Below are 19,346 nucleotides of genomic sequence, written 5' to 3'. Positions count from 1 at the left end.
TACGTTGTTGTTTCCAACTATTTTTGAATCCATTTTCCGTTTTCGTCTGCAAAAAGAGATCCTTCTTGATCAGTCATTTTCACGTCAATTCTATACTCCTTTGCTTCGTTTACAAACGCTTTAGTGATTACCGCATCTGGATAAGCTACTTTAAGAGCGTCGCTGATAGCTGTTGGTAATTCTTCTAATTTGATTTCAGTGTATTCATCACCTATTGTGATTGTGCTTTGTACTGAATTTTGTGTTGGTGCGATTGCAGCATATGTTGATAAACTTCCTAGAACTATTGCTGCTGATAAGATTAACTTTTTCATAATGTTTGTTTTTTAATTACTAATGTATGTTGTTATTGTTTATTTTTATTTTTGGATCCATTTTCCAGTTTCATCTGCATATAGTGAACCTTCTTGATCACCTGTTTTAATATCTAAACGATATTCTTTATTAGCATTGATAAATGCTTTGTTAATTACTGCGTCTGGATACGCTGTTTTCAAAGCATCGGTTACCGCTGTTGGTAGTTCTTCTACTTTAATTTCTGTATATTCTTCTTGAATAGTAATTACTTTTTCAATTGAATTTTGAACTGGAGTTCCTGCAGCGAATGTTGTTAAACTTCCTAATAAAACTGCTACTGATAATACTAACTTTTTCATAATGTGTATGTTTTAATTGTTGTTTACTTTTTAAAATTATTGTTTTTGAATCCACTTTCCATTTTCATCTGCAAAGACAGCACCTTGCTTGTCTCCTAATGTTATGTCTAATTGGTATTCTTTATTTTCGTTTACATAAGCTTTATTCACAACGGCATCTGGATAAGCAGTCTTTAAAGCATCTGTAACTGCAGATGGCACTTCTTCGATTTTGATTTCTACAAATTCATCACTTACAACTACCGTTTTTGATGTACTATTAGTTACTGGTGTTACCGATGCAAATGTTGATAAGCTTCCTAAAAGGATTGCTGCTGATACTACTAACTTTTTCATAATATGTATGTTTTAAATAAATGTCTTGTTATTGTGTTACGCTTTAGATAATGAAATAACTATGCCGTTACAATTAGATAAGGCAGCAAGCTTGTTAATACCTAGTAATCAGTAATTTAAAAAATATTGTAATTAGAACGCCTTGTGCCATTTTGTGTACTTGCAGGAAATCTTGTGTATATATTACTCAAAACATCAAAAAATAAGGCACAAAAAAAAGCCACACATTTCTGTGTGGCTTTATAAAAAGATATACTAATTGTTATTCTATTGGTTTCATTTTGAATGTATCCATAAATGCAGTTGTGTAATCACCCTCAATATATTTAGGCTCGTCCATCAATTGTCTATGGAAAGGAATTGTTGTTTTAATCCCTTCGATAACAAACTCATCTAATGCTCTTCTCATTTTGCTAATAGCTTCTTCTCTAGTTTGAGCAGTCGTTATCAATTTTGCAATCATTGAATCGTAGTTAGGTGGAATTGTATATCCAGAATAAACGTGTGTATCTAAACGCACACCGTGTCCACCTGGCATGTGTAAAGTTGTAATTTTTCCTGGAGACGGGCGAAAATCATTGTAAGGATCCTCGGCGTTAATACGGCATTCGATAGCGTGTAATTCTGGTAAATAGTTTTTACCTGAAATAGGCACTCCAGCAGCAACTAATATTTGCTCACGAATTAAATCGTAATCAATTACTTGTTCAGTAATAGGGTGCTCCACTTGAATACGCGTATTCATTTCCATGAAATAGAAGTTGCGGTGCTTGTCTACAAGAAATTCCACTGTTCCAGCTCCTTCATACTTAATGAATTCGGCTGCTTTTACAGCTGCTTCTCCCATTTTAAAACGCAATTCATCAGTCATAAACGGAGAAGGTGTCTCCTCAGTTAACTTCTGGTGACGTCTTTGAACAGAACAATCTCTTTCAGATAGGTGACAAGCTTTACCGTAAGAATCACCAATAACCTGAATCTCGATATGACGAGGCTCTTCGATTAATTTTTCAAGATACATACCGTCATTACCAAAAGCTGCGGCAGACTCTTGACGCGCGCTTTCCCAAGCTTTTAATAAATCCTCTTCTTTCCACACTGCACGCATTCCTTTTCCTCCACCTCCAGCAGTTGCCTTAAGCATTACTGGAAAACCGAATTCTCTAGAAAGCTTAAGTGCTTCTTCATAAGATTCTAAAATACCTACAGATCCTGGCACACAAGGTACACCTGCTTCAATCATAGTAGACTTAGCCGAAGCCTTATCTCCCATTCTATCAATCATTTCAGGAGAAGCACCGATAAATTTTATACCGTGCTCTTGACAAATTTTAGAAAACTTAGAATTCTCAGATAAGAATCCGTATCCCGGATGTATTGCATCAGCATTTGTAATCTCTGCAGCAGCAATAATATTTGACATTTTTAAATAGGACAAATTACTTGGAGGCGGTCCTATACAAACTGCTTCATCTGCAAATCTAACGTGCAAACTTTCTGCATCTGCAGTAGAATAAACTGCTACAGTTTTAATGCCCATTTCTTTACAAGTTCTAATTACACGAAGTGCAATCTCCCCTCTATTGGCAATTAATATTTTTTTAAACATCTAGTTTTTAATTTAAATTATGACTTTAAATTTTAAATTATCTATGGGTGACAAATGAGTTACCTTAAGACATATAATTTAAAATTAATTAAGATGGATCAACTAAAAATAATGGTTGGTCAAATTCTACAGGAGACATATCATCTACAAGTACTTTAACGATTTTACCTGAAATTTCAGATTCGATCTCGTTAAACAATTTCATCGCTTCGATCACACAAAGAACATCACCTTTTCCTATTGTTGTACCTACTTCAACAAACATTGCTTTGTCTGGAGATGGTTTTCTATAGAATGTACCAATGATTGGTGATTTAACAACGATATATTTTGAATCTTCAGCTGGAGGCGTAGCAGCAGGTGCTACTGGCGCTACTGGCTGAGGAGCTAAAGCTTGTTGTAAAGTATTTTGAGCAGGCAATTGTTGCACGTATGTTGTCTCAGTAGTATTACCTTCTAGAGTTGTTCTAATAGTGATTTTTACATCATCCATTTCCAATTTAACTTCTGCAACTCCCGAATTTGCTACAAATTTGATTAAGTTCTGAATTTCTTTTAAATCCATAATTATTTGTTTTTAGTTTAAATTTATTTTGCGTCGTATGCCCATTTCAAATAAATGGACCCCCAAGTAAAACCACCACCAAAGGCAGCAAAAATTACCGTATCTCCTTTTTTGAACTTGTGTTCAAAATCACTTAATACCAATGGTAATGTTGCCGAAGTAGTGTTACCATATTTTTCAATGTTAACTAATACTTTAGATTCCTCAAGATTCATTCTACTTGCCGTAGCATCAATGATTCTTCTATTTGCTTGATGTGGTACTAACCAGTCAACATCTTGATTTGTTAAATTATTTCTTTTCAAAATTAATTCACTCGCATCAGCCATGTTTGTAACAGCATATTTAAATACTGTTTTACCGTCTTGTACAATACTATGTCTTCCTTCATTGATTGTATCAATTGAAGTAGGATTCAATGATCCCCCAGCGTCGATTTTCAAGAAATCACGACCTATACCGTCACTTCTTAAATATTCATCCTGCAGACCCAAACCTTCAAAATTAGGCTCGAATAAAACTGCGCCAGCTCCATCACCAAAGATGATGCAGGTAGAGCGATCTTTATAATCTACGATAGACGACATTTTATCAGCTCCTATAAGTAATACTTTTTTGTATCTTCCTGATTGTATGTATGCTGCTGCAGTAGACATTCCGTATAAAAAACTAGAACAAGCAGCTTGCAAGTCGTATGCAAAGGCATTAGTTGCGCCAATAGCTGTAGCGACATAAGCTCCAGTTGATGCCACAGGCATATCAGCTGTTGCAGTAGCCATAATCAATAAATCGATTTCTAAAGGATCTATACCCGCTTTAGCAATTAAATCTTGAGCAGCTTGTATAGCTAAGAATGAAGTTCCTTTACTATCATCCTTAAGAATTCTTCTTTCTTTAATTCCTGTACGAGAAGTAATCCACTCGTCATTTGTGTCAACCATAGTCTCAAGAATTTTATTCGTAAGAACAAAATCAGGAACGTATGAACCAACAGCGGTAATTGCGGCTGTAATTGTATTCATGGTATTTGAATATTTTTTATTAAATGTTTCCATTTAATAAAACGTTTAAAAGAGTTGAAAATTACAAAAAAAAATCTAAACCCATTGTTTTAGAACTTCTTATTTAATAAAATCACAAACAACAAAAAAACTCTCACGATGTGAGAGTTCAAATATCATTTATAAAAAAAATGCATTAAGCAACAGCTACAGACTTATCTATAACAACTTGCCCTCTGTAATACATTTTCCCTTCATGCCAGTAGGCTCTGTGGTATAAATGCGCTTCACCTGTAATTGGGCAAGTAGCGATTTGTGCTACAGTAGCTTTATAATGTGTTCTTCTCTTATCTCTTCTTGTTTTGGAGATTTTTCTCTTAGGATGTGCCATTTTACTATATTATTTATCCGTTAATAGTTGCTTTAATTTGTCCCATCTCGGGTCAATATTTTCTTCTTTTTGTACTTCTTTTTCTTCCTGCTTAGGTTCCTTTACCTTCAATTCATTCAGTTTATCAAGAGCTTCTGTTTTTAAACTTCCGTCTTTAACTCCTGGATGAACGCGTCTTAGAGGTATAGAAAGCACAATCATTTCATACATATACTGCGCTACGTCAATTTCAAATTCGCCGAAAGGCAAAATAAGCAATTCTTCATTGTCATTATTAAATTCTTCTCCAAAACGAACAATCAATTTCATTTTACCCTTGATAGGCAAATCAAACTCCTCGCTTGTTAAGTCACAAGGAACATTTACGGTACCTTGATGCTGAAAAACTAATTCTAACATAGAACTTTTCTTCTCTAAAACTACATTTACTTTGATATTCGAATTTTCAAATTCATTATAATCAAAGATTTCAAAGAACGCATTATTTAATTGATACTCAAAATGATGTTTTCCTTGCTTTAATCCCACAAAAGGAATTAAATATTCTTTTGTCTTCTTCATTTCAACATGATTTTGCCCTATTCCGAAGCTTCGAAACGGGAGTGCAAAGATATAAAATTATTATAAAACTAATAATGTTATTTATCTTTTTTTATTTACTACTATTTTTCTCTTACTCGCAGCGGTTTTTCAGTGATTTCTGCATACTGAATTCTTGAGCGATATATGTCTAAAGCCAAGTAAACCGCCTCTTTAAACGAATTATTATCTGCTATTCCCTTTCCAGCAATGTCATATGCCGTACCGTGATCAGGTGATGTACGCACCTTATTTAATCCCGCCGTGTAATTTACACCGTTACCAAATGACAATGTTTTAAAAGGAATCAACCCTTGATCGTGATAAGTTGCTATAATTGCGTCGTATTTTTCATACTGTCCACTTCCAAAAAAACCATCTGCTGGAAATGGCCCAAATACAAGTGTTCCTTTTTCGAAGATTTTTTTCAACGCTGGTTTTAACACCGCATCATCTTCCTTACCTATTACTCCACCATCTCCACAATGTGGATTCAAACCTAATACAGCAATTTTAGGGTTATTGATACTAAAATCTTGAATCAACGATTTTCTTACCGTTTCGATTTTTTTTATAATTAACTCTTCTGTAAGATGCGATGCAACTTCACTTAACGGAATATGATCTGTTAATAAACCTACTCTTAAATTATCCTGCACCATCAACATCAAAGCATTTCCTTCTAACTCTTGATCTAAATAATCTGTATGACCAGGAAATTTAAACTCCTCAGATTGTACATTATATTTATTTATAGGAGCCGTCACTAATACATCAACAATACCCTCCTTTAATGCTTCTGTTGCTGCAGTAAAAGATTTAATCGCATAAGTCCCTACCTTTTCATCATTTACCCCTAGATTTAGATCTACTCCTTCTTTCCATAGGTTCAAAACATTGATCTTCCCTATAACGATTTGGTCTAAATTATCAATTCCATGAAGCGCAGTTGTAGCGTCTAAATTTTTCTTGATAAAACTCATTATTTTTACATTAGCAAATATAACTGGTGTACACAACTCAAGCATTCGACTATCTTCAAATGTTTTAAGTACTACTTCGCTTCCAATACCGTTTAAATCTCCAATCGAAATTCCAACAATAATATTTTCTGCTCTTTTCATAATGACTACTAATTATTTATTACTAATTTTGAAGTACAAATTTAGTAAAATAAAACAAGAAATGTTCACAGGAATAATAGAAACCCTTGGTACTATCCAAGAAATTCAAAAAGATAAAGACAACCTACACGTTACAGTAGAAACTTCAATAACTAACGAATTAAAAATTGATCAAAGTGTCGCTCACAATGGCATTTGCTTGACCGTTGTTGCAATCAACGGCAATAGTTACACAGTGACCGCAATTGATGAAACGATCCAAAAAACCAACTTAGGCGATTGGAAGACTGGCGACCAAGTAAATTTAGAAAGAGCCATGAAACTAGGTGATCGTCTGGACGGACACATTGTTCAAGGACATGTTGACCAAACAGGAGTATGTATCGCCACAGAAGAAACAAATGGTAGCTGGTCCTACACTTTTGAATACGATGAAGCACTTAACAATTTAACGATCGAAAAAGGCTCTATCACAGTAAATGGAGTAAGCTTAACGGTAGTGAATTCTAAGAAAAACCAATTTAGCGTTGCCATCATCCCGTACACACACGAACACACTAATTTTAGCGATTTTAAAGTTGGAACAAAAATTAACTTAGAATTTGATGTTATAGGTAAATATGTATCAAAATTACATGCTAACAAATTATAAGCACGCTATTAGCATTACAGCACCAACCTCAGCTAATCACTGAGGTTTTTTTATTTGTTTTATTTTCGAAAGAAAAACAGCCAAAAGCTAAACGAGCTACCCTTTAACTATCGAAGAAGAGAGGAGGATAACTATAATCTTATTGCTGCAGTTATTTAAAAATTATCCATAATCTTATAATTAGTAATAACACGAGCAATATATCATTGTTAGTAAATAGCTTTAAAATAGTAATAGAGAACCTAACATATATATATATATAGTAGGCATTACCACTAACTTCATTTTATTATTGAATAGTGTAAATTTTCATTAAAACAAAGCAAATAACCATCTATAATTGGTACATTTATACATTGATAAACAATTACGGCCTACAAGTTTAACACAATACTAAATTTAAGACTGTAATTATAATTGAAGAGAAACAAATTAGAAATTTAAACATTCCCCCAAATGAAGAATTTATTACTTGTATCTTTTATTGCATTAGGGCTACCTACAGTCTATGCACAAAACGTTACATTGAACATAAAATTAAAACCAATCCAGACATTAGTTGTCAATTCTAGTCAAAGAAATGTTGATTTAGAATACAATTCGAAAGAGGATTATAAAAACGGCGTGTCTAAAACAAACGCAGATCATTTAAATATTTATAGCACCGGAGGTTTTCAAGTAAATGTAAAAAGCGCCACGGCAGCGATGGTGAATGGAACTAAAAAAATTGATGCTGACGGTATTCAACTTACAGCAAGTGCAGGAAGCGATGCAGTAGCTGGAGCAACATATTTGTCAAATGTCAAATTATCAACTTCCGAAAGTCTTTTAGTGTCATCTACAGCCGGCGGAGTAGATAAAAAAATATCTGTAGCCTATAAAGGAGCTGGAGGAGATGCTTATCTTAACAATTATATCGCTACTCAAAACCCAACAATCTACAGTACCGAACTTACCTATACAATGATAAGCCAATAATTAAATAATTTTATATAGAAATAACAACTGATGCCGCAAGAAATTGCGGCATCAGTTATTTATAATAGGTTTAGTACTGATTTAAACTCCTTGTTTTCAGCACTACTTATTTTTTTAAAGCTTCATTAGAAGCAATTTTTATATCAAATACCTTTATTTGAACTCGATTATTACAAACAAAAGAGTTCTTATTTGTTACAAACACATCGAATACCGAAAAATAACTGTAATCCTTTGCCTACTTATTTAGCTCTTTTAAAAATTCAAAAGTAGTTCAACAGAAATATATGCATATCATCTGAAATATGAAAATTCATAAAAATCGTACTTGAATTTCACCATACATTTGCACCAGAAAACAAATCAAAATTTAAATCATACCCCAATGAAAAATTTAATTATCGCATCTTTTATCGTATTAGGACTATCTACAGTTCAAGCTCAAAACGTTACTTTAAACGTAAAATTAAGACCAATTCAAACACTTGTTATTAATACTGCTCAAAGAAGTGTTGACTTAGAATACGCTTCAAAAGACGACTATAAAAATGGTGTTACTTCTACAAATACTGACCACTTAAATATTTACAGCACTGGAGGATTTGAAGTAAAAGTAAAAAGCGCAACTGCATCAATGACTAATGGAGGAAAAACTATTAATACCAACAGCATCCAACTTACACCTACTGCAGGTACTGCTGCATTAACTGGTGCAACATACACGGCCTTAAATCTATCTGCTGATGACAAAGTACTTGTAACTTCTACGACAGGTGGAGTAGATAAAAAAATATCTGTGGCTTATAAAGGAGCTGGAGCAGATGCTTACCTTGATAACTATATTGCAGGTCAAACACCTACAGTTTACACTACAGAACTTACTTATACAATTGTAAGCAAATAAGCTTTAATTTATATACCAATAAAAAAATGCCGCAAGAAATTGCGGCATTTTTTTATTTAGTAACTTTGTGTTTTTCAACATAATGCTATTGCTCCCCCAAAAAACGCCTACAATGAATAAATTTATTTTATTTCTTTCTCTCTTCATTCTACAAGTAAATGCGCAAACAGGCATTTCAGTATCACCTCCAAGAGTATACTTTGACTCAAAATCTGGTGTAAGCAACACACAAATGATATCAGTAACTAATGTAAGCGCAAAAAACACATTGGATTTAGCTGTCAGTCTAGGTGACTGGGAATATGACGAAAAAGGGGAAAACCAAATGTTCTCTTCAAATACGCTTGCAAATTCTTGTGCAAATTGGATTTCCATAAAAAATAGCGACAACTACTTTAGCTTAAAGCCAGGAGAAAAAAAAGAGCTTGAAATTACAGTTACACCTCCTGAAGTTGATAACGATACATTAGCAGCACATACTGCCGTTTTATATGTAAGCCAAATGAATCCTGTGGATGATGTTGACAATAAAGGAGCGTCTATTAAAGTGAGTATCCGTTCTGGAATAAAAGTATTTCATAGTTATCCTGAAAATTTTATTCGAAAACTAGAAATAGAAGATTTAAAGTACGACCAAAAATTGAACATGATCAATTTAAAATTTCGAAATCAATCTAAGCTATGGGTCGATGGAAAAATATCTGGAGAGATATTAAACACCCAAACAGGTAAAAAAACAGTACTAGACAATGTTGTGTTTTATACTTTACCGGGCAACCTGCGCGCTCTGAGTCTACCTGTACTAGAAACTTTAGAAAAAGGATCCTACAATGCTTCGATAATCATTGATTATGGAGATGCTGCCCAATTAGAAATGGCTGAACTAAATTTTAATTATGAATAAATTCATCATTATCTTGTCACTTTCGTTGTCATTAAGTTGCTTTTCACAAGTAGCATTCACTTCTAATACCAATTCGTATTTACAAGTGACATCATATAATGGAAATAGCAGTTCCGAAGCACTAACAGTAAAATTAGCTGGAAATGGAAATTTTAATATTACTAACTGGAAATTATCAACAAAGATTAACCAAAATATAGTTTCAGACGATGGCAAATACACCTTCGATGCAAATAAAATTTCTTTCCAACCTTCTACAATAACTGGGCAACAGTCACCACTGGCAACACCCTCATTTGCTGAAATTGGTGCACCACTAAATGTAATATTGCAGCAGAATGCAGAAGTATTTTTAATACCAAATTCGAACAGTGCTTTATACAATAATTCATCGCAAAACAATTCATATTATTTTTTACAAATGAAATTTAATTTTACGGTAATTGGTGGAGCATATTTAGGTAATTTTCCTGCATGGACAAGATTTACGATTCCTATGGAATTCACAACTTATAATCAAAGTAATGGAATCATTGGTAGAACTACTCAAACGTTCCAAATACATATTGGTAATATCACTGATGCTCCACCCGCAGCTGATGAGATGTCAATGCAAATTAATTTTAGTGCATCAAAAGGTGTTTTAGAGTTTAAGAGCATTCAAGATTACAGCAACGGTGCCAGCGTGACCTACACTGATGGTTTATCGGTAAAGAGTAACACTAATTTCCAAATAAAAGTTCATTCTACTAACAATATCCTACAATCAGCAACTGGAAATACTATCCCAATTGATGTAGTCAACCTTACTTTGTTAGCAGGCTCAAACAGCAATCAACGAATTACACCAATTATTTTGAGCACAGCAAATCAAGTGCTCGTAAAAACGAATACAAGCACTTTGACAACTTACAAATATGATATTAAATATTATACCACTGGTCAAGACCAACGTTTGATTAGCGCGAAGTCTGATGATTATGCTACTACTTTAGTATACGAGATAACCCCTCAATAAACCCTAAAAAATGCCCTTCAATAAATTGAGACTTTTATCTAAATTTATTCTTTTCCTACTCTTCAGCACTCCCATTTTAGCACAAAATGGCGGTACTGGAATTGTGATGACTTTACAAAACGACACTTCATTTAAACAACCTACACTTTTAAGCTTGGTTGTAGTTATTAAAAATAACACTAGCACACCAATAAAAGGTAAGATTAAATTTGAAGCAGCTAAAGGTTTTCGAAATCTAAACGGTGATTACTCGGTCGTACAATTAGATCCAGGAGAAACACGTCACATTCCTGTAAAATATGTGATAGGTGCAGATGTTATTGCGGGTACTTCTGTATTAACTTGTCGCTTAATTTCTATGGAAGGCACTGTTATAGCAGAACAAAATACGACACACACCATAATTCAAGATCGTACTTTAGACATATCTTCAATTGACAATACGATATATCATCAATCGAACAACCAACCGATAGCCGTAAAAGTAAAAATTACGAATAGAGGTAATATACCTCAAAACATAACTTTAGTCTGTAAATTTCCAGACCCTTCAACTGCTAACCTTTTTATTGAACAAACTGCTACTTTGGGGGTTAAAAAAGATTCTATTTTTACTTTTACTTACCTACCTTCTAAGGCGTTAGCAAAACAATCTACTTACACTGTAAGAATTTCTGGTTTTAGAAATCCTGATAAAGAAATTTTCGGAAACACAAACGTTGATATACAGAATATTTCGAGTACACAACAATACCAAGCAACAGATTTTACAAGTTTTTCAAAAGAGACATCTAACGAAATCAGTGCCAGTTATAGAAAACTAGGTGGAAATGTAAATTTTTACCAAATTAGAGGTTCAGGCGGAATAAATACTCCCTCAGGTTACTTATTTATGCGAGGTAACGTGGCACTATCTGATGGGCTGCAAACACCCTTAGTTACTAGTACAGACTTGACCTACCGTCAAGGAAGCAATCAATTTACTGTGGGTAATATAAATAAATTATTCGAAATGGTATTTGTAGGAAGAGGAGCAGAATACAGCCATACTTTTAATAAGAAACAAAAAGTTGAAGTTGGTTTTATAGATCAAAACTACAATCTAATCGAAGAAAACAGTTGGTTAAAAAACGGTTACGGTTTCTACGCAAATGCAATTTTAAATCCTGAAAACAGTAGCAAGAATTTATCTGCAAATTACCTATATAGTTACGATCCATTCGAAAAAGCAAAGCACAATATTGTTGGGACCACCGCAAAGTATGATTTTAACAATGACTGGAATGTAATTGCAAAGTTAAATGGGGGATTAAGCACATATGATTCGAATGCATCAACGAAAACCTCATTTGCAGCCGAGTCAAACTATGTGGGAAAAATAAACGAGATCAATTTAAACGGAAATTACTTTTTTAGCACAGATTACTATCCTGGAAATCGTAGAGGAAACATACAGTTACAACAGAGTTTTTCGACTCCTTTAAAAAAGCAAAATGTATATGCTAACGCGACCTATGCTAATTTCTCACCAAAATACTTTTCATTTGAAACAAATCAAGAGTCGTCAAATACTCGTTTAGAAGTGGGGAACAGGTTTCCTAAACGCAAAAATTTCAGTTACAACCTAGCATATCAATATCAGAGCGAACAATCTAATAGCTTCAGCACACTATTAAATAACATAAACAGTAACGGACCACAAAGAATGGTCGCAAGCCGTGTCACTCAACAGTTTTCATGGGTAAATTCAATTTCGAGACAGTCTGCTCTTTTAGGAATTGAAACTGGAGCGGTGCGCTACCCAATATATGTTAAAGATCAATATCAAATGAGAATTAACGCCAACTACAACTATAAAAATTTCAATATCAATTCAGTGTACCAATTAGGAAGTTACTACCTTTCTGAATACATTTTCTCATCAGTAAATAATGCTAACAAAGAGTATCAAAAACTCTCCCTTTCTCTATTTTACACCAGCAATTTCTTTGATGATAAACTAAATTTAAACAGTGGATTTACTTACATTGACGATATTGTATACGGTAAATCTCCATCGGCATTTATAAACACAAGATACAACGGCAAATCATTTAGCACCTTTCTAAATTCCTCTTGGTACAATTATAACATTGCTGGATTGGTAAATAATATTATCACTGTAGAACTAGGTGTTTCGGTAAAACTAGAAAACACCATTCTAAATCCAGATAAAAAGAGCACCATAAAAATCACCACATTTTATGATAAGAATAATAATAACATTATGGACTCTGATGAGAGTTTAGCGACAAATTATACGATCAATATTAATAAAATTGCATTGCGAACAGATGATCAAGGAACGGCTTCATATAAGAAGATCCCATATGGCACTTATTACTTAAAGCAATTTACGCAAGATGGATGGTATTATAATGACACTGCAATAAACGTAGATCGACATAATTACGACCTAAATTTACCACTACATCAAAGTGGAAAAGTAGAAGGGCAAATTGTTTTTGACTATAATACTGACACCGCATTGGATTTTGACAAAAGAAATTACGGATTTGCATTTAACGTAATGCAAAATGGAAATCTATTACAAAAAGTACAAACCAATGACAACGGTCATTTTACAATTTTCCTACCTACAGGAGAATACAGTATAGTGCTAGACGAGCAATCCTTACCCGTTAACACTTACTGCACGATGAAAAGTCAAGACGTAAAACTAGAGACTGGTAAAATTGCCGTAATTCCTCCTTTTACAATTAATGTAAAAGAGAAAAGAATCAATACTAAGAAATTTACAAATTAATAGCTTCTAAATTAGTTACTAAGAATTTTAAAAATTGGGCAATTTCACTTAAGTACAAGCCATAAAAAAAGAAGTGCTTCAAAGGGTGGATTACAACACTTTGGGAGAAATTGAACAAATATTAAAAAAGGATGTGCTTTTCTATAATAATACTAGGTTAAATTGGCCATTAGGACCTATTAGACCGATGGGGAAATCGAAAGAGGATAAAGACTTAATTTTGATAGAAAAATTAACCGCTAAATTAAAAATCGAAATTTAGAATAACACTCTTTTTCTATAGAGGTAAAAACACATATTATCCACTATAATTTATTTCGAGGTCAATAATCTTAAAAACTATACTATATTAGCTACTGGATTTTTTTAAAAAAAAATTACACCAAATTGATTAAACATTAAACATTAAAAATATTTTTTTAAAATTGGCTAACTACAAACAATTAATTGACGATACCATAGTGGTAATCCCAGCATATAATGCAAATCAAACCATAATAAATGTTATTAGAGACATACAAATAAGTGGTTTTCAAAATATTGTAATTAGTGATGATTGTAGCCCTGAAGGTATTATAGATCTAACTGATTATCTTTCAGAAAGTATAGTTCTTATAAAGCAGTCAAAGAATTTGGGATATGGTGGAAATCAGAAATTTCTATACGATTACGCTTTAAAAAACAATTTCAAATTTATAATAATGATTCATGGTGACCTTCAGTATTCTCCTAGCCTAATTCCATCAATGATTACGATGTTGAAATTTGCTAAATATGATTTTGTAATCGGCTCAAGGATACTTGGAGGTAATTGTATAAAAAAAGGCATGCCCATACCTAAGTATGTAGCGAATAGGTTACTAACTCTATTCCAAAACACATTGACTGGATATAAGCTATCAGAGTACCACACGGGATTAAGAGCATATCGTTCAAGCACCTTAAGAAAAATTCAATATCACAAATTTTCAAATAACTTCTTATTTGACAATCAAGTCATTATTGGAATTATAAACGAGAAATTAGCCATAGGTGAGGTATCTTGTACTACGAAATATGATATAAACTCTTCATCTATCAATTATAAACAATCAATTATCTATGCTATTGGCGTAATAAAAATTACTTTACAGAATTCTTATAGGCAACTTTTTCAAAACTAAAGACCGGTGAACTCTCATTACTTAGACTATCAATTTTCCTAAATATAAATTTATCATCGAAATCAACTATGTTAAGAATTCCAAATCTGTTGATTAAGATATTATTTTTTCCTTCTATAAAGTTTAGCTTGGTGGCGCTTGCTGACATAATATCGATGTAATTTGATTCAGTATTTAACATAGAAATTAATACAAAATTGTCATGAATTACTATGTTCTTTTCTTTTGTACTTAACAAATTTAATTTATTATTAACCTCATGATAATTCGACATTTCATCTATTGCGAAGTCTTCAATAATAGGCATATTATGATATAATAAGTACGAACATGTTAAAAGCGTTATTCCTAACATATATGCCTTTTTAAAAAATTTTCTCCGCTGTCCAAAAACGAAATATGCAGTCATCAAAGGCAAAGTGTTAAACATATACCTAAAAGTTTCAAAATGAGTGATTTCCCTTGCGACTATAGCATATTGCCCCCTATAGTGAAAACCATATGACAGCATTAATGCAAACCAAAGTCCTAAAAACAAAAATGAATCTTTCGAAGGTTTTGTTAGGAGGAATATAATAACAATAATTGCCAGAAAGCCATCAATTCTAAAAAAAGAAGCAAGGTAGGTAGGGAACTGGAATTTAAAATAATTAAGCGAAAAGGTCTCTCTTCCCAAATAATTTGCTTCCAGTCCTTCAGTGTAAAATGGATTTATAGCTATCTGTGATATTATAATACAACTAATTCCTATCCAAAAAATATAATTCTTGATTAACTTTCTAGGATTTAAAATCATTAATGATGCTAAATAGATTAAATTTTCTCTCTTGATATTGATTACAACTATCAATAAAATAAGATATAATATAAGCCACGCATTTTTATTTGAAAGTTTTAATTTATATAAAACCAAAATTAAAACGAGACCAACTGAAAAAGATATATTTTCAATAAGTCCGCTATTTAACACATATAAAAAAGGCAAACATGAAATTAACCCTAAGTACAAAAGTAGAAGGCTAAAGTTATCCCGATAAAGAAAAAAAACGGTAAAGAAACAGATGATGAACAGTAAGGCATTTCCAACTTTATGAACTACATAATTTTTTTGAATATTAAAAAGTTTGTGTACTCCAAACAAATAGATTGAGTAAGTTGCGTAATGTCCCGTATAAGAGCTAACCGAAGTACACTTCCCCCCTTCTAAATTTTCACATCCCATCGTTCTATATGAAACAATGAAATTTGATAAGTCCTTTTGAGTTGAAACATGAGCGCTAACAAATGAATCTTCATATTCAAAGCCGTAAAATTTTTTTTTAGAAAGAGGTTTAAAAACAATAAATAATCCAACTAAAATTATCAATGATATATATAGAATATTATTTTTCATGTAAAAAAGGCAGAGCTGTTGCGGACTTTAAATTCCAAGTAAAAAAACCAGAGCAGTCATCTTTCTTAATGCATTTTTGACACTCCTCTTTAAATCCATTTTTCCAATCAGAAATTGACTGTTTTGCATACTTCCATAAAGGCTCAGGAAGGTGACAAAGTGGTGTATTATAAATTGAGACATTATATTTCCATTGTGCAAGAAAATTCAATGAATCTAATAAATTATCATTAGAATGCGGTGACTGCTCCTCAATTAACTGTGATTTATTTGCATTTGTATATCCTATTATCTCTAAACCCATAAATGTTATATGATAAACAAATGGAAAGTTCATGTGTATAAATTTAGATAACGATAAAAGCCTAGGGTTGGATAGTTTGTGTAGAACAATTCTAATTTCTACTGGAAATCCTAAGCTACTTATTTTATGAATACCTAAACAAGTTTGGTGAAAAGCATCCTTAGCTTGAACTATATGATCATGCTGTTTGTAAACATCAGAATATAGAGGTATTGCAAATACAACGTTTCTTTTATTTGAAACTTGATCTAAAGTTTCGATAGCACTATCTAACGCAAGCATTCTGCCATTTGACAATATCGTTATCAATAAATCAGGGAATTTAGACGTTAGTTTATTTATTAAAATAACTAACTTATTTCCCAATAATGTTGGTTCACCGCCGGTAATGGTTAAGTGCTTTGGAGAACTTACCATTATATCAATAGTATAATTCCAAATATTGTAATTTTCAATTGTATCGTCAACATCCAATGGTGGCTGACTACACATCAAACAATTTGAATTACATCTTATAGTCGCAAATAAAAAATTATTTGAACTACCTTCTCTATAGACAGACCTTACCCTTCTATCTTTCACTGATAGTATATCACCAATTTCCATATCGGAAAGTTCCTGAATGTAGCTAATTGAGTTGTCACAATTCAGTTCAACTGTTGACAAGTAAAAACTTTCAAAATTATTTTTTTCAAAGTTCTTCCCTTCCAGTTTTATTTCAATCTGTCCATTATTATATTTTTTCTCAGTGACTATACCAACAAACAAACTAATACTTTTAGAAGTTAATGTGCCTTTCCAAGAAAGTTTAATTTCATCACTCATTGTTTACCCATGATTTAAATATTTCAAGAACTTCATTATCAGTGTCTATTTTATTAAAGATAATATCAAGTACAGACATATTCCTCATGCAAAAGCTGCTATCCGGTCTAAATCCATACATATCTTTTTGCGTTGCATGATGGTGTACTGGATCTGCACCGCAATATATGTTATAAGCGCAAGTACTGCATCCTGCCAAATAATCATTCACACCTGCGTTACTTATTTTCTCAATTACAGGACTGGACAATAGATTTTCCCATGAATCATTTACTGTTCCTATTTGGAACGTGTAATCATTCATCTGAGCTAACATCCTCGCTTCATCACTCAAGAATACTTTACCATCATAATCATAAAGCATGACACTGTTTACTAGACCTGATGGAGACATCAAGTCAACGTAGTTTTCTGTATAAGCAGTTAGTATTTTCTTTAATAAAATTGAGGTATAGGTTTCTTTAAAGTATTCACCATTTTTATTTAAATCAATTATATAATCTAAACCGTCACTAAAAAATTTTATAAATTCTGCTGTTTGATAAGTACTATTTTTATTTTTAGTTGCAAATCCATAAGGAGATATTGGTCTCAAAAAAACTGATTTAAAACCAAACTGTCGGTACTCATCGATAATCTTAATAGGATGTTCTAGTGATAGAGATGTAGTTGTCATTAATGCTGATACATTCTCTCTACCTAAAATCTCAAATGACAAATTTAGTCCTTGACTAACCAGATCATAACTATTTCTTCCTGGTCTTTTTCGATTTTCGTTATGCAGATTTTCATGACCATCCAGTGAACATGATATTAGAATTTTTTCTTCTTTACAGTATTCGAGAATCTCTCTACTAATTGGTGCGAGATTAGTACATATTACGTAATTTATTCTTTTACCAAGAAGTTCAGCTTTAGATTTAGTATACGCTATAGCCTCTTTTATCCTATCAAATGCTAACAAAGCTTCACCCCCCTGAAATTCCATTGTTAAATCGTCTTCAGGAGAAGAGAGCATCAAATCTATACCTTTATATAAATTATTTTTTGAAAAATCAAATTTTCCTTTATTCTCAGAAACTCGCGAAACTTGACAGTACTGACATGTATGATCACATCTTAAGGTAATTACAAATATGTGTAACTGAGCAAATTTAAATGAATTTGATTTTTTGGCTCGATATCTATTAGATAGTAACTCTAAAGACTTTATGTCTTTACTATCATGTACAATATGATTACTCAATAAATCATAATACAAATTTTCATCTATCCCCTTAATATCTTTAAGAACTAATTTCTCAACCGTACCCTCTGGGACAATTAAAAAATCTCCTAACATACTTATAATTAACTCCCTTTTTGAATTTAATCTTCTAAAATTAAATGGAAGCAAGTAAAACTTATTTGAAACTAAATTGTCGTAATAATTAAAATCTTTAAATCTTCGAAACTCTTTTCGTAATGAATTAATTCCCATGCTTGTTTAAAATATTTATAGGATCATCAAATTCGCCAATATCTTTAAAATTAATTAAATCAGGATAAAATGCTTTTGAAATAACTAAGTTCTTAATATCTCTTGTCTCCACGTTTATTTGCTCTCGCAGCGCAAAATCGTTGAGACTTTTCAAAAATTTCTTTACATTCAAATCATCGAAATCAGTTGAGCTTACAATATAAAAATTTTCTTCTTCAGATAAAACTATAGCTAAATCCTCAGACATCCAATAAATTGTATTTCTAACAGCTTCAATAGGATATATACTCTTCTGTAGTTTAATTTCCATTAAACAAAAGATGATGAGGAGTGAGAAGAATGAGACGAATGAGAAGAGTGAGAAGAGTGAGAAGAGTGAAAACAAGCTACACTATCTTCAAAGTTATTAAAATTAACTTTCAATGCAAACTGCTTAGATTTAGTTTTTTTAAAAGCTATAGTATTCGAATTTAATTGGTCAGAATCTAAGTCCAAAGGAACTTGTTTCACAGCACTGCTTGCTACACTACTCGAGCCCAACAAAGCACTTAAAGCTAAAAGAATTTTCTTGTCCATAATTATATGATTTTAAGACAAATTTAAGTAATTTATTCAATAAAATGAGAAAAAATTAATTGTAGTTGTAATCATGATTTCG

General features: G+C 32.3%; 21 protein-coding genes. 7 read left to right on the top strand and 14 right to left on the bottom strand.

Annotated elements, in window-relative coordinates; all coding sequences use genetic code 11:
- Positions 1-17: 17 nt before the first annotated feature.
- From HNQ00_RS13680 to pdxA, 9 genes are all read right to left on the bottom strand, one after another.
- Positions 18-314, bottom strand: coding sequence for a hypothetical protein (locus HNQ00_RS13680; protein ID WP_173839063.1), 297 nt, complete (start codon positions 312-314; stop codon positions 18-20).
- A gap of 45 nt (positions 315-359) precedes the next feature.
- The gene (locus HNQ00_RS13675) at positions 360-656 is read right to left on the bottom strand and encodes a hypothetical protein (RefSeq protein WP_173839062.1); all 297 of its coding nucleotides are present in this window, start codon (positions 654-656) and stop codon (positions 360-362) included.
- A gap of 36 nt (positions 657-692) precedes the next feature.
- Positions 693-992 carry a hypothetical protein gene (locus HNQ00_RS13670; RefSeq protein WP_173839061.1) on the bottom strand — a complete coding sequence of 100 codons (300 nt, stop codon included), beginning with the start codon at positions 990-992 and terminating at the stop codon, positions 693-695.
- Positions 993-1,254: 262 nt separating this feature from the next.
- Positions 1,255-2,601, bottom strand: a complete 1,347-nt coding sequence (gene accC, locus HNQ00_RS13665) for an acetyl-CoA carboxylase biotin carboxylase subunit (protein ID WP_173839060.1) — start codon at positions 2,599-2,601, stop codon at positions 1,255-1,257.
- A gap of 88 nt (positions 2,602-2,689) precedes the next feature.
- Positions 2,690-3,166 carry an acetyl-CoA carboxylase biotin carboxyl carrier protein gene (gene accB / locus HNQ00_RS13660; protein WP_173839059.1) on the bottom strand — a complete coding sequence of 159 codons (477 nt, stop codon included), beginning with the start codon at positions 3,164-3,166 and terminating at the stop codon, positions 2,690-2,692.
- A 23-nt stretch (positions 3,167-3,189) separates the two neighbouring features.
- Entirely contained in the window at positions 3,190-4,188 is a 999-nt protein-coding gene (locus HNQ00_RS13655; RefSeq protein WP_173839135.1) for a beta-ketoacyl-ACP synthase III, read from the bottom strand.
- Between the two features lie 175 nt (positions 4,189-4,363).
- On the bottom strand, positions 4,364-4,558 hold the full coding sequence (gene rpmF / locus HNQ00_RS13650; RefSeq protein ID WP_007137315.1) for a 50S ribosomal protein L32: 195 nt from the start codon (positions 4,556-4,558) through the stop codon (positions 4,364-4,366).
- 9 nt (positions 4,559-4,567) lie between these two features.
- Positions 4,568-5,119, bottom strand: a complete 552-nt coding sequence (locus HNQ00_RS13645; protein ID WP_173839058.1) for a YceD family protein — start codon at positions 5,117-5,119, stop codon at positions 4,568-4,570.
- A 101-nt stretch (positions 5,120-5,220) separates the two neighbouring features.
- Positions 5,221-6,264 carry a 4-hydroxythreonine-4-phosphate dehydrogenase PdxA gene (gene pdxA, locus HNQ00_RS13640; protein WP_173839134.1) on the bottom strand — a complete coding sequence of 348 codons (1,044 nt, stop codon included), beginning with the start codon at positions 6,262-6,264 and terminating at the stop codon, positions 5,221-5,223.
- A gap of 58 nt (positions 6,265-6,322) precedes the next feature.
- Between pdxA and HNQ00_RS13635 the strand changes: the two genes are divergently transcribed.
- From HNQ00_RS13635 to HNQ00_RS13605, 7 genes are all read left to right on the top strand, one after another.
- Positions 6,323-6,913: a riboflavin synthase gene (locus tag HNQ00_RS13635; RefSeq protein WP_173839057.1), complete on the top strand. Its 591-nt coding sequence runs from the start codon at positions 6,323-6,325 to the stop codon at positions 6,911-6,913.
- A 456-nt stretch (positions 6,914-7,369) separates the two neighbouring features.
- Entirely contained in the window at positions 7,370-7,891 is a 522-nt protein-coding gene (locus HNQ00_RS13630; RefSeq protein ID WP_173839056.1) for a hypothetical protein, read from the top strand.
- 385 nt (positions 7,892-8,276) lie between these two features.
- Positions 8,277-8,795, top strand: a complete 519-nt coding sequence (locus HNQ00_RS13625) for a hypothetical protein (protein WP_173839055.1) — start codon at positions 8,277-8,279, stop codon at positions 8,793-8,795.
- A 112-nt stretch (positions 8,796-8,907) separates the two neighbouring features.
- A complete protein-coding gene (locus HNQ00_RS13620) occupies positions 8,908-9,699 on the top strand; it encodes a fimbrial biogenesis chaperone (RefSeq protein ID WP_173839054.1) in 792 nt (263 codons plus the stop codon).
- Positions 9,692-10,717, top strand: coding sequence for a hypothetical protein (locus HNQ00_RS13615; protein WP_173839053.1), 1,026 nt, complete (start codon positions 9,692-9,694; stop codon positions 10,715-10,717). Before HNQ00_RS13620 ends, HNQ00_RS13615 begins: the two co-directional genes overlap by 8 nt.
- A gap of 10 nt (positions 10,718-10,727) precedes the next feature.
- The gene (locus HNQ00_RS13610) at positions 10,728-13,523 is read left to right on the top strand and encodes a COG1470 family protein (RefSeq protein ID WP_173839052.1); all 2,796 of its coding nucleotides are present in this window, start codon (positions 10,728-10,730) and stop codon (positions 13,521-13,523) included.
- Between the two features lie 425 nt (positions 13,524-13,948).
- A complete protein-coding gene (locus HNQ00_RS13605) occupies positions 13,949-14,686 on the top strand; it encodes a glycosyltransferase family 2 protein (RefSeq protein ID WP_173839051.1) in 738 nt (245 codons plus the stop codon).
- On the opposite strand, the gene HNQ00_RS13600 is transcribed toward HNQ00_RS13605, so the two are convergent.
- Genes HNQ00_RS13600 through HNQ00_RS13580 form a run of 5 tightly spaced genes read right to left on the bottom strand, consistent with a single transcriptional unit; the run spans position 14,646 to position 19,264 of the window.
- Entirely contained in the window at positions 14,646-16,079 is a 1,434-nt protein-coding gene (locus HNQ00_RS13600) for a hypothetical protein (RefSeq protein WP_173839050.1), read from the bottom strand. The genes HNQ00_RS13605 and HNQ00_RS13600 overlap by 41 nt on opposite strands.
- Positions 16,069-17,208 (bottom strand): His-Xaa-Ser system radical SAM maturase HxsC, encoded by a 1,140-nt coding sequence (gene hxsC, locus HNQ00_RS13595; RefSeq protein ID WP_173839049.1) that lies wholly within the window; start codon positions 17,206-17,208, stop codon positions 16,069-16,071. Before hxsC ends, HNQ00_RS13600 begins: the two co-directional genes overlap by 11 nt.
- A complete protein-coding gene (gene hxsB / locus HNQ00_RS13590; RefSeq protein WP_173839048.1) occupies positions 17,201-18,688 on the bottom strand; it encodes a His-Xaa-Ser system radical SAM maturase HxsB in 1,488 nt (495 codons plus the stop codon). Before hxsB ends, hxsC begins: the two co-directional genes overlap by 8 nt.
- Entirely contained in the window at positions 18,678-18,998 is a 321-nt protein-coding gene (gene hxsD / locus HNQ00_RS13585) for a His-Xaa-Ser system protein HxsD (protein WP_173839047.1), read from the bottom strand. The genes hxsB and hxsD overlap by 11 nt, the downstream gene beginning before the upstream one ends.
- Positions 18,998-19,264: a hypothetical protein gene (locus tag HNQ00_RS13580; protein ID WP_173839046.1), complete on the bottom strand. Its 267-nt coding sequence runs from the start codon at positions 19,262-19,264 to the stop codon at positions 18,998-19,000. Before HNQ00_RS13580 ends, hxsD begins: the two co-directional genes overlap by 1 nt.
- Positions 19,265-19,346: the final 82 nt, after the last annotated feature.

This window comes from Flavobacterium aeripolare, assembly GCF_013294025.1.
Classification (GTDB): Bacteria; Bacteroidota; Bacteroidia; order Flavobacteriales; family Flavobacteriaceae; genus Flavobacterium.
This window is presented reverse-complemented; position numbering and strand designations above follow the sequence as displayed.

Bases quoted from the DNA above. Each gene is read 5' to 3' on its own strand.
- HNQ00_RS13615 (WP_173839053.1), top strand. From the start codon at position 9,692: ATGAATAAATTCATCATTATCTTGTCACTTTCGTTGTCATTAAGTTGC.
- HNQ00_RS13600 (WP_173839050.1), bottom strand. From the start codon at position 16,079: ATGAAAAATAATATTCTATATATATCATTGATAATTTTAGTTGGATTA.
- HNQ00_RS13625 (WP_173839055.1), top strand. From the start codon at position 8,277: ATGAAAAATTTAATTATCGCATCTTTTATCGTATTAGGACTATCTACA.
- HNQ00_RS13675 (WP_173839062.1), bottom strand. From the start codon at position 656: ATGAAAAAGTTAGTATTATCAGTAGCAGTTTTATTAGGAAGTTTAACA.
- rpmF (WP_007137315.1), bottom strand. From the start codon at position 4,558: ATGGCACATCCTAAGAGAAAAATCTCCAAAACAAGAAGAGATAAGAGA.
- HNQ00_RS13610 (WP_173839052.1), top strand. From the start codon at position 10,728: ATGCCCTTCAATAAATTGAGACTTTTATCTAAATTTATTCTTTTCCTA.
- accC (WP_173839060.1), bottom strand. From the start codon at position 2,601: ATGTTTAAAAAAATATTAATTGCCAATAGAGGGGAGATTGCACTTCGT.
- HNQ00_RS13620 (WP_173839054.1), top strand. From the start codon at position 8,908: ATGAATAAATTTATTTTATTTCTTTCTCTCTTCATTCTACAAGTAAAT.
- hxsD (WP_173839047.1), bottom strand. From the start codon at position 18,998: ATGGAAATTAAACTACAGAAGAGTATATATCCTATTGAAGCTGTTAGA.
- HNQ00_RS13645 (WP_173839058.1), bottom strand. From the start codon at position 5,119: ATGAAGAAGACAAAAGAATATTTAATTCCTTTTGTGGGATTAAAGCAA.
- accB (WP_173839059.1), bottom strand. From the start codon at position 3,166: ATGGATTTAAAAGAAATTCAGAACTTAATCAAATTTGTAGCAAATTCG.
- HNQ00_RS13680 (WP_173839063.1), bottom strand. From the start codon at position 314: ATGAAAAAGTTAATCTTATCAGCAGCAATAGTTCTAGGAAGTTTATCA.
- HNQ00_RS13670 (WP_173839061.1), bottom strand. From the start codon at position 992: ATGAAAAAGTTAGTAGTATCAGCAGCAATCCTTTTAGGAAGCTTATCA.
- hxsC (WP_173839049.1), bottom strand. From the start codon at position 17,208: ATGAGTGATGAAATTAAACTTTCTTGGAAAGGCACATTAACTTCTAAA.
- HNQ00_RS13635 (WP_173839057.1), top strand. From the start codon at position 6,323: ATGTTCACAGGAATAATAGAAACCCTTGGTACTATCCAAGAAATTCAA.
- HNQ00_RS13655 (WP_173839135.1), bottom strand. From the start codon at position 4,188: ATGAATACAATTACAGCCGCAATTACCGCTGTTGGTTCATACGTTCCT.
- hxsB (WP_173839048.1), bottom strand. From the start codon at position 18,688: ATGGGAATTAATTCATTACGAAAAGAGTTTCGAAGATTTAAAGATTTT.
- HNQ00_RS13580 (WP_173839046.1), bottom strand. From the start codon at position 19,264: ATGGACAAGAAAATTCTTTTAGCTTTAAGTGCTTTGTTGGGCTCGAGT.
- HNQ00_RS13630 (WP_173839056.1), top strand. From the start codon at position 7,370: ATGAAGAATTTATTACTTGTATCTTTTATTGCATTAGGGCTACCTACA.